The 12,594-nt window shown below is 62.2% G+C and carries 10 protein-coding genes; 5 read left to right on the forward strand and 5 right to left on the reverse strand.

Features of this window, described 5'->3' with window-relative positions; all coding sequences use genetic code 11:
* The first annotated feature begins 41 nt into the window (after positions 1 to 41).
* Genes yihX through fabY form a run of 4 tightly spaced genes read left to right on the forward strand, consistent with a single transcriptional unit; the run spans position 42 to position 2,980 of the window.
* On the forward strand, positions 42 to 632 hold the full coding sequence (gene yihX / locus ACJ8IN_RS19200) for a glucose-1-phosphatase (protein WP_033636494.1): 591 nt from the start codon (positions 42 to 44) through the stop codon (positions 630 to 632).
* A gap of 51 nt (positions 633 to 683) precedes the next feature.
* A complete protein-coding gene (locus ACJ8IN_RS19205; RefSeq protein ID WP_033636493.1) occupies positions 684 to 1,577 on the forward strand; it encodes a virulence factor BrkB family protein in 894 nt (297 codons plus the stop codon).
* Entirely contained in the window at positions 1,574 to 2,011 is a 438-nt protein-coding gene (gene dtd / locus ACJ8IN_RS19210; RefSeq protein WP_016929644.1) for a D-aminoacyl-tRNA deacylase, read from the forward strand. Before ACJ8IN_RS19205 ends, dtd begins: the two co-directional genes overlap by 4 nt.
* Positions 2,012 to 2,032: 21 nt before the next feature.
* Entirely contained in the window at positions 2,033 to 2,980 is a 948-nt protein-coding gene (gene fabY, locus ACJ8IN_RS19215) for a fatty acid biosynthesis protein FabY (RefSeq protein ID WP_033636491.1), read from the forward strand.
* A gap of 36 nt (positions 2,981 to 3,016) precedes the next feature.
* Here the strand turns inward: fabY and ACJ8IN_RS19220 are convergent, their stop codons facing one another.
* Both ACJ8IN_RS19220 and ACJ8IN_RS19225 read right to left on the reverse strand, forming a co-directional pair.
* Positions 3,017 to 4,678 (reverse strand): AsmA family protein, encoded by a 1,662-nt coding sequence (locus tag ACJ8IN_RS19220; protein ID WP_308326131.1) that lies wholly within the window; start codon positions 4,676 to 4,678, stop codon positions 3,017 to 3,019.
* A 128-nt stretch (positions 4,679 to 4,806) separates the two neighbouring features.
* Positions 4,807 to 6,207 carry a nucleobase:cation symporter-2 family protein gene (locus ACJ8IN_RS19225; protein WP_019452186.1) on the reverse strand — a complete coding sequence of 467 codons (1,401 nt, stop codon included), beginning with the start codon at positions 6,205 to 6,207 and terminating at the stop codon, positions 4,807 to 4,809.
* A 240-nt stretch (positions 6,208 to 6,447) separates the two neighbouring features.
* Between ACJ8IN_RS19225 and gltS the strand changes: the two genes are divergently transcribed.
* Positions 6,448 to 7,659 (forward strand): sodium/glutamate symporter, encoded by a 1,212-nt coding sequence (gltS, locus tag ACJ8IN_RS19230; protein ID WP_033649747.1) that lies wholly within the window; start codon positions 6,448 to 6,450, stop codon positions 7,657 to 7,659.
* Positions 7,660 to 7,701: 42 nt separating this feature from the next.
* Here gltS and recG read toward each other — a convergent pair whose 3' ends face one another.
* From recG to spoT, 3 genes are read right to left on the reverse strand one after another with little or no spacing between them, the layout of a single operon-like run.
* Positions 7,702 to 9,783, reverse strand: coding sequence for an ATP-dependent DNA helicase RecG (recG, locus tag ACJ8IN_RS19235; RefSeq protein WP_308326130.1), 2,082 nt, complete (start codon positions 9,781 to 9,783; stop codon positions 7,702 to 7,704).
* Positions 9,780 to 10,475 carry a tRNA (guanosine(18)-2'-O)-methyltransferase TrmH gene (trmH, locus tag ACJ8IN_RS19240; RefSeq protein WP_060424792.1) on the reverse strand — a complete coding sequence of 232 codons (696 nt, stop codon included), beginning with the start codon at positions 10,473 to 10,475 and terminating at the stop codon, positions 9,780 to 9,782. Before trmH ends, recG begins: the two co-directional genes overlap by 4 nt.
* Before the next feature lie 5 nt (positions 10,476 to 10,480).
* Complete coding sequence (gene spoT / locus ACJ8IN_RS19245) at positions 10,481 to 12,592, reverse strand: bifunctional GTP diphosphokinase/guanosine-3',5'-bis pyrophosphate 3'-pyrophosphohydrolase (protein ID WP_019452189.1); 2,112 nt, start codon at positions 12,590 to 12,592, stop codon at positions 10,481 to 10,483.
* Positions 12,593 to 12,594: the final 2 nt, after the last annotated feature.

A 12,594-nucleotide genomic window follows, 5' to 3' on the forward strand; every position in this document is an offset into this window, starting at 1 on the left:
CCCGCTACAGTGAAATCTCACCGGCCCATCAGGAGAGGACTATGCTGTATATCTTTGATTTAGGTAATGTGATCGTCGATATCGATTTCAAGCGTGTGCTGGGCGTGTGGAGCAATTTGAGCGGCACGCCGTTGGCGGTGCTGTCCGATCGTTTCACCATGGGTGAGGTGTTCCAGCAGCATGAACGCGGTGAAATCAGCGACGAAGACTTCGCCGGCAAGCTGTGCGATGAAATGGGCATCGCGCTCAGCTTCGAGCAGTTCGCCACCGGCTGGCAGGCGGTATTCGTCGCGCTGCGCCCGGAAGTGATCGACATCATGCAGCGCCTGCGCAACGAGGGCCACCGGGTGGTGGTGCTGTCGAACACCAACCGTCTGCACTGCAACTACTGGCCGCAGCACTATCCTGAAGTGGCCGCCGCCGCCGATCACCTCTATCTGTCGCAAGATCTCGGCATGCGCAAGCCGGAGGCCGAGATCTACCAGCATGTGCTGGCCGCGGAAAACACCGCCGCCGCCGACGCGGTGTTCTTCGACGATCACCCGGCGAACGTCCTCGCCGCGCAGGCGCTGGGGATCAAGACGGTGCACGTCACCGATCGCGACGTGGTGCCGGCCTATTTTGCTCAATGAGCGCAGGGCGCGTTAAGCTTAAGGCGTATCAACGGACATCAAGGAGTGACCATGTCGTTTTTCCGCCGCAAGAAGCTGCCCTCTGCGATTAAGCCCGGCGTCACCTTCGGACGGCTGCTGTACCAGCGTATCGATCACGATGGCCTGACGATGTTGGCGGGCCATCTCGCCTATGTTTCCCTGCTGTCGCTGGTGCCGCTGGTCACCGTGGTGTTTGCTCTGTTCGCCGCTTTCCCGATGTTTTCCGATATCAGCGAGCAGCTGAAGAGCTTTATCTTTTCCAATTTCGTGCCGGCCGCCGGCAACGTCATACAGAACTACCTGGAACAGTTCGTCGCCAACTCCAACAAGATGACCGCCGTCGGCACCTGCGGGCTGATCGTCACCGCGCTGCTGTTGATCTCCTCGGTGGACAGCGTGCTGAACACCATCTGGCGCAGCAAGAACAAGCGGCCGATTGTCTTCTCCTTCGCCGTGTACTGGATGGTGCTGACGCTGGGGCCGCTGCTGGTTGGCGCCAGCATGGCCATCAGCTCCTATCTGTTGTCGCTCAACTGGCTGGCACAGACCGGCGTCAACGGCCTGGTGGATCAGGTGCTGCGCATTTTCCCGCTGATTTTGTCGTGCGCTTCCTTCTGGCTGCTGTATTGCATCGTGCCGACGGTGCGGGTGCCGCCCAAAGACGCGCTGATTGGCGCGCTGGTGGCCGGATTGCTGTTCGAGCTGGGCAAGAAGGGATTCGCGCTGTACGTCACCATGTTCCCTTCCTACCAGCTGATTTACGGCGTGCTGGCGGTGATCCCGATTTTATTCCTGTGGGTCTACTGGAGCTGGTGTATCGTGTTACTCGGCGCGGAAATCACCGTGACCATCGGCGAATACCGCGACTACCGCCGGCAGAAGGCGGAGCAACAGGAACAGAAACCAGAAGGGCAGCAGGAATGATTGCGTTGATTCAACGGGTGTTAAACGCCAGCGTCACGGTGGGTGGCGAGACGGTAGGCAAGATTGGCCCCGGTTTGTTAGTGTTATTGGGCGTGGAGCAGGGCGATAACGAGCAAAAAGCGCAGCGCCTGTGCGAACGCGTGTTGGGATACCGCATTTTCGGCGACGAGAACGACAAGATGAATCTCAACGTCCAGCAGGCCGGGGGCAGCGTGCTGGTCGTTTCGCAGTTCACCCTGGCGGCGGACACCCAAAAGGGCATGCGGCCCAGCTTCTCGCGCGGCGCCGCACCTTTGGTCGCCGATCGGTTGTATCAATATTTTGTTGGCCAGTGCCGCGAACGCGGCGTAGAGACCCAGACCGGCGAATTCGCCGCCGACATGCAGGTGGCGCTGGTCAACGATGGTCCGGTGACATTCTGGCTACAGGTCTAAGCATTCGGAGAACAGGCGTCTATGTATCACCTACGAGTACCCGTAACAGAGCAAGAACTGAAGGAGTATTACCAGTTTCGCTGGGAAATGCTGCGCAAGCCGCTGCACCAGCCGGTGGGTTCGGAAAAGGATGCCTATGACGCCATGGCCCACCACCAAATGGTGGTGGACGAGGCCGGTAAAATCGTCGCCATCGGGCGGCTGTACATCAATGCCGACAACGAGGCGGCGATCCGTTTTCTGGCGGTAGATCCGACGCTGCAGGATAAAGGGCTGGGGACGCTGGTGGCGATGACGCTGGAGTCCGTCGCGCGGCAGGAGGGCGTGAAGCGGGTGGTGTGCAGCGCTCGTGAAGACGCGGTGGACTTCTTCGCCAAGCTGGGGTTCGTCAATCAGGGGGAGATCACTGCGCCGCAGACCACCCCGATCCGCCACTTTTTGATGATCAAACCGGTAGCGACGCTGGACGATATCCTGCATCGCCCCGACTGGTGCGGCCAACTGCAGCAGGCCTGGTATGAACACATCCCGCTGAGCGAAAAGATGGGCGTGCGCATCAGCCAATACACCGGCCAGCGCTTCGTCACCACCATGCCGGAGACCGGCAACCAGAATCCGCACCACACGCTGTTCGCCGGCAGCCTGTTCTCGCTGGCGACGCTGACCGCCTGGGGGCTGATTTGGCTGCTGCTGCGCGAGCGCCATCTCGGCGGCACCATCATTCTGGCGGACGCGCACATTCGCTACAGCAAACCGATTACCGGCAGGCCGCGAGCGGTGGCGGATCTCGGCTCGCTGAGCGGCGATTTGGCGCGTCTGGCGCGCGGCCGCCGCGCGCGCGTGCACGCCGAAGTGCATCTGTTCGGCGACGAGGATAAAGGTGCGGTGTTCGAAGGCACCTACATGGTGCTGCCGGCCGAGCCGGATGTGCCGCTGGATCAGGGCGGCTCTGAGGCGCTGGAAGAGTAAGACGGCGGCCTGCCTGAGGGCGGGCCGCGCAGGGCATTACGGCAGTTGCTGGTTCACCGCTTGGCCGTCGCCGGCGGTGGCCTGCAGATTTCCCTTCAACGAGGCTTTGAACGGCCCGTCGCTGTTCAGCAGCCCTTTCAACTGCAGCTCAAGGTTGCCGTCGCCCGTCAGCGGCACCGGCTGCCATCCCCATTGCTGCAAGGTGTTGATCGGTACCGAACGGCCGTGCAGCGTCAGCTGGAACGGCTTGCCCGGCAGCTGATCGACGGTCGCTTTGGCCTCAAGCAACCCATTAGGCATAAAGGCGCTGAGCTCGGTGACGTTAATCTGATTGGCGTCGGCGTTCAGCGCCAGCGAAGGGCGCCGCACGTCTATCTTGTTGAAGGTCGCCTCGCTGCCGTTCAGGTTGAGCGATCCGGACCATATACCCCACTGGCGATCGCGCGCCAGCAGCAGGTTGCTGCCGTAGCCGTCCAGCGCGGTGATCTGGAACGGGAATGCCGGGTTGATATCGATGATCAGATTGCGGTTGGTGGTCAGCTTGGTGACGTACACCTCCGCCAGCCAGTCCGGCAGCGGTTTCAGCCACAGTTCGCGCCAGTCGCTCGGCAAGGTGTACTCCAGCGCCGCCATGGCCACTTCATCCAGCTGCAGGCGTTTGCCGGCGCGCAGCCAGTTGCCGGAGGTGCGCAGCAGCCCGCCTTCCCAGCGGGTGGTGAACTGTTGAATGGCGATGCCGGCGGAGGAGAGCCGCAGGGTGGCGATCGGATCGATCAGGTGGAAGCCGCCGTTGATCACGTCGCTGGCGTTGACGTTGAGCGAGCCGTCTTCGCTGCGCCAGTCGCCTTTTTCGACGCTGACGTTTTGCAGCGACAGATCGAGATCGTTAAACGCCCATGCCTTGCCTTCCAGGCGCGCGTCGATCAGATCGAAACGCTTGAGGGTGACCGGCGGCAGGGTGGTAAAGCGCTGCATGAATTCCGCCAGCGTCAGCGGGGTCTGCATGCGCACGCCGCTCAGCCGCAGGCGATCCACCTGCCAACTGCCGTCGGCGGCGCGGCTGGCCACGCCGGTCAGGTCGCCCTGCGCCAGATCGGCGCCGAAGTTGTTCAACAGCAGCTGGCCCTGCTTCTGCTCCCCCTGCACCAACACCTTCGAGGCGGGGATGCCGTTCAGCGTCATCGAACCGGCGCTGAACTGGAACTGGTTGTTGTCCCCCAGCAGATGGTCGGCCAGCGGGCGCCACGGCGTAATGCCGGCAGTGACCTGCTGCGCGTTGAGCTGCCACTCGTTATCGTTGGACTGCAACGCCATGTTGCTCAGCTGCAACACGTCGGCCTGTACAGGCAGCGCCGCTGCCTGCGGCTGCACGTTCAGCGTGCCGTCGCGCAGCGTGACGCTGTGAAAATAGCGCGGCTCGGTGATTTGGCGCAGGCTGAGGCCGAGATCGACGCGTTTGGCGACCAGCGCCTGCGGCTGACCGTTGCGCGCCAGTTGCACGTCTTCCAGCTCAATCTGGTTCGGCTGGCTCCACGAATGGGTGATTTTTCCTATCGACAGGCGGTATTCGCTGTTGTCGCTGATCCAGGCGCTCAGGCGGCCTGCCGCCCAGCGGGTTTGCCCCACCAGGTACAGCACCACTGCCGCCAGCACGATCAGCAGCAGCAACGTCAGCAACAGCTTTCCGATAAATTTCATCGTCTACATCCGCATCGGTCAAAAAAGATACCCTGTTTATGCCGCAATTGGCCGGGCATCTCAAGGGCAATGGTCTGATAGACAATAAAAAACGGCCGCAAGCGGCCGTTTGAACGCCGATGGACGGGTTACTTCTTCTCGTGTTCCTGCGGGAACACCAGGTTCAGCACGATAGCGGTAATACCGCCGGCGGCGATGCCGGAAGAGAGCAGGGTTTTCAGCCAGTCCGGCGCGAACTGCAGGATCAGCGGCTGCTGGGACACGCCCATGCCGACGGCCAGCGACAGCGCCATGATCATGATGGCGCGGCGGTTCAGACGCTCGCGCGACACGATGCGCACGCCGGAGGCGGCGATGGTGCCGAACATCACGATGGTCGCGCCTCCCAGTACCGGTTCGGGGATGTGCTGCACGAAGCCGGCCACCGCCGGGAACAGCCCCAGCGCGATCAGCATCAGCGCCACCACGAAGCCGACGTAGCGGCTGGCGACGCCGGTCAGTTGGATCACGCCGTTGTTCTGGCCGAAGCAGGAGTTGGGGAAGGTGTTGAACACCGCCGACAGCATCGAGTTCAGGCCGTTGGCCAGCACGCCGCCCTTCAGGCGCTTCATGTACAGCGGCCCGCTGACCGGCTGTTCGGAGACGTCGGAGGTGGCGGTGATGTCGCCGATGGTCTCGAGCGAGGTGACCATAAAAATCAGCATCAGCGGCAGCAGCAGGTTCCAGTCGAAGCCCAGGCCGTAATAGAGCGGCGTGGGGATGGTGATCGCCGCCGTGGGGGCCGCCGGTGCATCGGCGGGCAGCATGTCCATCGCCCAGGCCAACAGATAGCCGACCGCCATGGCGATCACCAGCGAAGCCACGCGCAGGTAAGGGTTGCGCTGGCGGTTCAGCAGGATGATTACCGCCAGCACCGCGCCGGCCAGCAGCAGGTTTTTCGGCGAGCCGAAGCTGTGATCGTTCATCGCGGCGTAACCGCCGCCGATCGAGGTCAGGCCGACCTGAATCAGCGACAGGCCGATGATCATCACCACGATGCCGGAAACCAGCGGGGTGATGATGCGGCGCGCCAGATGCAGCACGCGCGACAGCAGAATTTCGGTGCAGGAGGCGACCATCAGGGTACCGAACAGCGCGGCCATCATGGTCGGCACGTCGGCGCCGCCGTTTTTCAGCGCCAGACCGCCCATGATCAGCGGCGAAACGAAGTTGAAGCTGGTGCCCTGAATCGACAGCAGCCCGGAACCCACCGGCCCCCAGGTTTTGATTTGCAGAATGGAAGCCAGACCGGAGGCGAACAGCGACATGCTGATGATGTGCTGGGTATCCTGTGCCGGCAGACCCAGCGCCTGGCAGATCAGCAGGGCCGGGGTGATCACCGCGACGAACATCGCCAGCAGATGCTGGCCGGCGGCAAACAGCGTTTGCGGCAGCGGCGGGCGATCTTCCAGGCGATAAATCAGTTCACTGGCGCGGGGTTCTGAGGCGGCTTGGCGCGCGGCATCAAGCTCGGAGGATGACATGCTCATGGTGTGGCGTTTCCAGATACGGCAAAGCAGGCATTTTAATGCTCCGCCCCACAAAAGCAAACGGTTGCGCGTAAATATTATGTTGCCGACTTTCTCGCTTATGTCGCATTTTCATTCATTTTTTCTTGTCATCTCAGCGTTTTTTACTTCTAATCCTGCACTCATCAAGTTTAAAAACTCAGTGGTTTTCTATAACTTATTATTTTTATTTGGATCTTTTTCCTTACATGGAGTACCTGGATGTTTCATCTTGATACTTATGGCACGTTAGTCGCGGCGACGCTGGTTTTGCTCCTCGGGGGCAAGTGCGTCAGAACCATTCCTCTGCTGCGAAAATATACCATTCCCGCTCCCGTCGCCGGCGGTTTGCTGGTGGCCCTCCTGCTGTTAGCCCTGAAAAAGCTCGTCAACTGGGAAATCAGTTTTGACATGTCGCTGAAGGATCCGCTGATGCTGGCCTTCTTCGCCACCATCGGCCTGAACGCCAACCTGGCGCGTTTGCGCGCCGGCGGCAAGGTGCTGGTGGTGTTCCTGTTCGTGGTGCTGGGGCTGCTTATCGTGCAGAACGCCATCGGCATCGGCATGGCGAAAATGCTGGGGTTGGATCCGCTGATGGGCCTGATCGCCGGGTCGATCACCCTGTCGGGCGGCCACGGCACCGGGGCGGCCTGGAGCAAACTGTTCATTGAGCGCTACGGCTTCGAGAACGCCACGGAAGTCGCCATGGCCTGCGCCACCTTCGGCCTGGTGCTGGGCGGCCTGATCGGCGGCCCGGTGGCGCGCTATCTGGTCAAGCACTCCTCCACGCCGGAAGGCACCCCGGATGACAGCGTGCAGCCGAGCGGCTTCGAGAAGCCGGAAAGCGGCCGTCTGATCACCTCGCTGGTGATGATCGAAACCATCGCCATGATCGCCATCTGTCTGAGCCTGGGGCAGCTGATTGCCGGCCTGCTGAGCGGCACGGTGTTTGAACTGCCGAACTTCGTTTGCGTGCTGTTCGTCGGGGTGATCCTCAGCAACACGCTGGCCTTCACCGGTTTCTATACCGTGTTCGAGCGGGCGGTGTCGGTGCTGGGCAACGTCAGCCTGTCGCTGTTCCTGGCGATGGCGTTGATGAGCCTGCGCCTGTGGGAGCTGGCCTCGCTGGCGCTGCCGATGCTGGCGATCCTGGCGGTGCAGACGCTGGTCATGGCGCTGTACGCGATCTTCGTCACCTATCGGGTGATGGGCAAGAACTACGATGCGGCGGTGCTGGCCGCCGGCCACTGCGGCTTCGGCATGGGCGCCACGCCGACGGCGATCGCCAACATGCAGGCGATCACCGATCGTTTCGGTCCGTCGCACGTGGCGTTTTTGGTGGTGCCGATGGTGGGGGCGTTCTTTATTGATATCGCCAATGCCATCGTCATCAAGCTGTATCTGCTGCTGCCGGTGTTCCCGGCGGTGGGGTGATATCGCGGGTCATCGCGAAAAGGGCGCCTGCGGCGCCCTTTTTTATGCGTTGGAGTAGCGCGCCTTCTCCGGCAGCCAGCGTTCGATCAGCGCCTGGGCGTGCTCCGGATAGTGCTGATGGAGATGGCGAGCGACGCGTTGCACTTCGGGGATCATCGCCTGATCGCGCAGCAGGTCCGCCACCTTGAATTCGGCGCTGCCGGTCTGGCGGGTGCCCAGCAGCTCGCCTGGGCCGCGGATCTCCAGATCGCGCTGCGCGATGACGAAGCCGTCGTTGCTGTCGCGCAGCACCTGCAGGCGCGTTTGCGCAGTCTTGCTCAGCGGCGTTTTGTACAGCAGCACGCAGTGTGAGGCCACGGCGCCGCGTCCTACGCGGCCGCGCAGCTGGTGCAGCTGAGCCAGGCCCAGCCGCTCCGGGTTTTCGATGATCATCAGGCTGGCGTTCGGCACGTCGACGCCGACTTCGATCACCGTAGTGGCCACCAACAGCTGCAGCTCGCCCTGTTTAAACGCCTGCATCACCGCCTGCTTTTCCTGCGCTTTCATGCGGCCGTGCACCAGCGCTACCTTCAGCTCTGGCAGCGCGGTTTTCAGTTCTTCCCAGGTGGCTTCCGCCGCCTGCGCTTCCAGCAGCTCGGACTCTTCGATCAGCGTACATACCCAGTAAGCCTGCCGCCCCTCTTCCAGACAGGCGCTTTTCACCCGTTGAATGATGTCGGCGCGGCGGGTATCGGGGATGGCGACGGTGGTCACCGGCGTGCGTCCCGGCGGCAGCTCGTCGATGACCGAGGTATCGAGATCGGCATAGGCGGTCATCGCCAGCGTGCGCGGGATCGGCGTGGCGGTCATGATCAGCTGATGGGCGTGGAAGCCTTGCTCTTCGCCTTTCTCCCACAGCGCCAGCCGCTGATGCACCCCGAAGCGGTGCTGCTCATCAATGATCACCAGCGCCAGGCCGTTGAACTGCACCTGCTCCTGGAAGATGGCGTGGGTGCCGACCACCATCGACACCTGGCCGCTGGCAATAGCCTCCTGCTGCGCGATGCGCGCCTTGCCTTTCTGTTTGCCGGCCAACCAGCCGACCTCCAGCCCCAGCGGTTCAAACCACTGACGGAAATTGTTGGCGTGCTGCTCGGCCAGTAGCTCGGTCGGCGCCATCAGCGCTACCTGCTTGCCGTGCGCGATGGCGCGCAGCGCCGCCAGCGCCGCCACCAGCGTTTTACCGGAGCCGACGTCGCCCTGCACCAGCCGCATCATCGGGAAGTCTTTTTGCATATCGGCTTCGATGTCGGCCACCACGCGCGTTTGCGCGCCGGTCGGCGAGAACGGCAGCTGGGCGAGAAAACGGTTTTTCAGCCGATCGTCCGGCAGCAGCGGCTGCGCCTGATAGCTCTGCGCGCCGGCGCGCACCGCCAGCATGCTGAGGTTATGCGCCAGCAGCTCTTCGAGGATCAGGCGTTTTTGCGCCGGGTGTTTGCCCAGCTCCAGATCCGCCAGCTGGATGTCCGGCGGCGGGCGATGCAGGGTGTGCAGCGCCTGCGGCAGGCTCATCAGGCCGCCGCTCAGCTCCGGCGGCAGCAGCTCGGCGATAGCGCAGGTATCCAGCCGCTCCAGCGCCTGATCGGTTAGCTTGCGCAGCGTGGCCTGCCGCACCCCTTCGGTGGTGGGGTAGACCGGCGTCAGCGACTCTTGCAGCTCAACCTCGCTGGCTTCGCCCTGAATGCGGTATTCAGGATGGATGATTTCCGCGCCGTGGTTGCCGCGCTTGATCTCGCCGTAGGCGGTCACGCGGCGGCCGGTGGCCAGGCTGTTCTTCATTGCGGCGTTGAAGTTGAAGAACCGCATGGTGAGGATGCCGGTGCCGTCGCTAATCTGGCAGGTCAGCATGCGGCGGCGGCCGAAGCTGATGTCGCTGCGCAGCACTTCCCCTTCTACCGTGGCGTAGATGCCCGGCAGCAGATCGTTGATCGGGTAGAGGCGGGTGCGGTCTTCGTAGCGCAGCGGCAGGTGCAGCAGCAGATCCTGAATGGTCTCGAGGCCGAGTTTGGCCAGTTTGCCCGCCTGGCTGGCGCCAACCCCGGAAAGCGTGGTGAGTGGGACAGCATCCAGCAGGCGGCCTTTCATTTGCGCACCGTCGCCTGCATGGCCGCCCACCATTCGGCGCTGGCGACCACCTGGCCCTGCTCATCAATCTGCGGGCGCGGCAGCCCTTTGCGCTTGGCCACGTTGGCCAGCACCGGGTAACCGCCTTCGAACAGCAGACGCTGCTGCTCTTCTTCATCCAGCATGCTGTTGTCGCGGCGATACAGGCCGGCGTTCTGCCGCTGGCGCTGCGCTTCATACAGGATCAGCGCCGAGGCCACGGAGACATTGAGCGACTGCACCATGCCGATCATCGGAATGACGATGTCCCGATCGGCCAGCGCCAGCGCTTCTTCGGTGATGCCGGTTTTTTCCTGGCCGAGCAGCACGCAGGTGGGCCGGGTGTAGTCCACCTCGCGGAAATCGACCGCGCGCGCAGACAGATTGGTGGCCAGAATTTGCATGCCCTGCGCTTTCAGATGACCGACCGCGTCGCCGATGGTGCGATGGGTTTTGACGCTGACCCAGCTGTTGCTGCCGGCGGCGGAGGAAACCAGGGTGCGCATGCGGGTGGTGGGCCACACGGCGTGGACCTGATGCACGCCGACGGCGTCGGCGGTGCGGATAATGGCGGAGACGTTATGCGGTTTGTGCACTTGCTCCAGGCAGACCGTCAAATCCGGCTGCCGGGTCGCGAGCATTTCACAAATCCGCGCATAGCGTTCAGGACTCATAAGCGCTAGTTTCGGTTGCGGTTAACTTTGATCACATCCGGCATGATACGGATTTTACGCATAATGTTTGCCAAATGGATGCGATCGCGGGTGGTCAAGCGGATAAAGGCGCTATAAACCCGACCGTCTTTCTCTTCGGTGTTCAGGCTCTGAATATTGGACTCGGCCGCGTTGATCGCCGCCGTCAGGTTGGCCAACGCGCCCTGGTGGTTGAACATATCCACCTTGATCTCGGCGATGAACTCCTGCTCGGTCTCTTTATCCCACTCGACCGCCATGAACTTCTCAGGCTCTTTCTGATAGCCGCGAATATTGCGGCAGGACTCATGGTGGATCACCAGCCCTTTGCCCGGGCTGACGTGAGCGATAATCGGATCGCCCGGAATCGGACGGCAGCACTTGGCGAAGGTGATCAACACCCCGTCGGCGCCCTTGATGGCCAGGTTACGCACGCCGGAGGATGCGCCCAGGCTGGACTGATCGCCCTGCAGGTTCTTCGCCACCACCACGCTCATGGCGTTGCCGAGGCCGATTTCCGCCAGCAGATCGTCCAGCGTCGCCAGCTTCATACGGTCCAGCTCGTGCTGAATGTTTTCCTGCGGGATTTCGGCCAGCTTGCGGCTGCCGCCCAGCGCGTGGTTGAGCAGACGGCGGCCGAGGCCGACGGAGTCGTCGCGCTTGAGGTTCTTCAGCATCTGGCGAATTTTGGCGCGCGCTTTCGAGCTGACCACGAAGTTCAGCCAGGCGGCGTTGGGCCGCGCGCCCGGCGCGGTGATGATCTCGACGGTCTGGCCGCTGGTCAGCGACTGCGACAGCGGGTACGGCTGACGATCGACGCGCGCGCCGACGCAGGCATGGCCGATATCGGTATGCACCGCATAGGCGAAATCGACCGGCGTGGCGCCGGCGGGCAGCTCGACGATGCGGCCTTCCGGGGTGAAAACGTAAATCTCATCCGGGAACAGATCGGATTTGACGCTCTCGATAAACTCAAACGAACTGCCGGCGCTTTGCTGCAGTTCCAGCAGGCTCTGCATCCAGCGCTGGGCGCGGATCTGCGCCGTGGTGCCGGTTTCGCCCTGTTCTCTTTCCTTGTAAGCCCAGTGCGCGGCTACCCCCATCTCAGCCATCTGGTCCATGTCTTCGGTGCGGATCTGCACTTCGACCGGCACGCCGTGCGGGCCGATCAGCGAGGTATGCAGCGATTGATAGCCGTTGGCCTTGGGAATGGCGATGTAATCTTTCACTCGCCCCGGGCGCGGTTTGTACAGGCTGTGCACCTGGCCGAGCACGCGGTAGCAGGTATCGACCTCTTTCACGATCACCCGGAACGCGTAGATATCCATGATGGAATGGAAACGCTGTTCCTTGAGGTGCATCTTGAGGTAGATGGAGTAGAGGTGTTTTTCCCGCCCGCTGACGCGGCAGGCGATACCGGCTTCGGTCAGTCGCCCTTCAATCTCGGAGAGGATTTTTTGAATCATCTCTTTGCGGTTGCCGCGCGCGGCTTTCACCACTTCCTTGATCACGCGATAACGGTTCGGGTACAGCGCCTCGAAGCCCAGCTCTTCCAGCTCGGTCTTCAGGTGATGAATACCCAGACGGTGGGCGAGCGGGCTGTAGATTTCCAGGGTTTCACGCGCGATGCGCCGGCGTTTGTCGGGGCGCAGCGAACCGAGGGTGCGCATGTTGTGCGTACGGTCGGCCAGCTTGATCAGCACGACGCGAATATCCTGCACCATCGCCATGATCATCTTGCGGAAGTTTTCCGCCTGCGCTTCTTTCTTGTCCTGGAACTTCAGCTTGTCGAGCTTGGAGACGCCCTCAACCAGTTCGGCGACGCTCTTGCCGAACAGCTGTTCCATATCTTGATAGGTGGCTGGGGTGTCTTCGATGACGTCGTGCAGCAATGCCGCCATCAGCGTCTCGTGATCGAGACGCATTTCCGCCAGGATGCAGGCCACGGCGACCGGGTGAGTAATGTAAGGCTCACCGCTGGAGCGTGTCTGGCCCTCGTGCGCGTCGCGCGCGACGAGGTATGCCTGTTTGAGGCGCTTAATCTGCTCCTCGGGCAGGTAACGTTGAATCAGCAGATTCAGGCTTTCAAACAGGTACAAGG

This window comes from Serratia sp. CY31944 (assembly GCF_052169175.1).
In the GTDB taxonomy this organism is placed as follows: Bacteria; Pseudomonadota; Gammaproteobacteria; order Enterobacterales; family Enterobacteriaceae; genus Serratia; species Serratia sarumanii.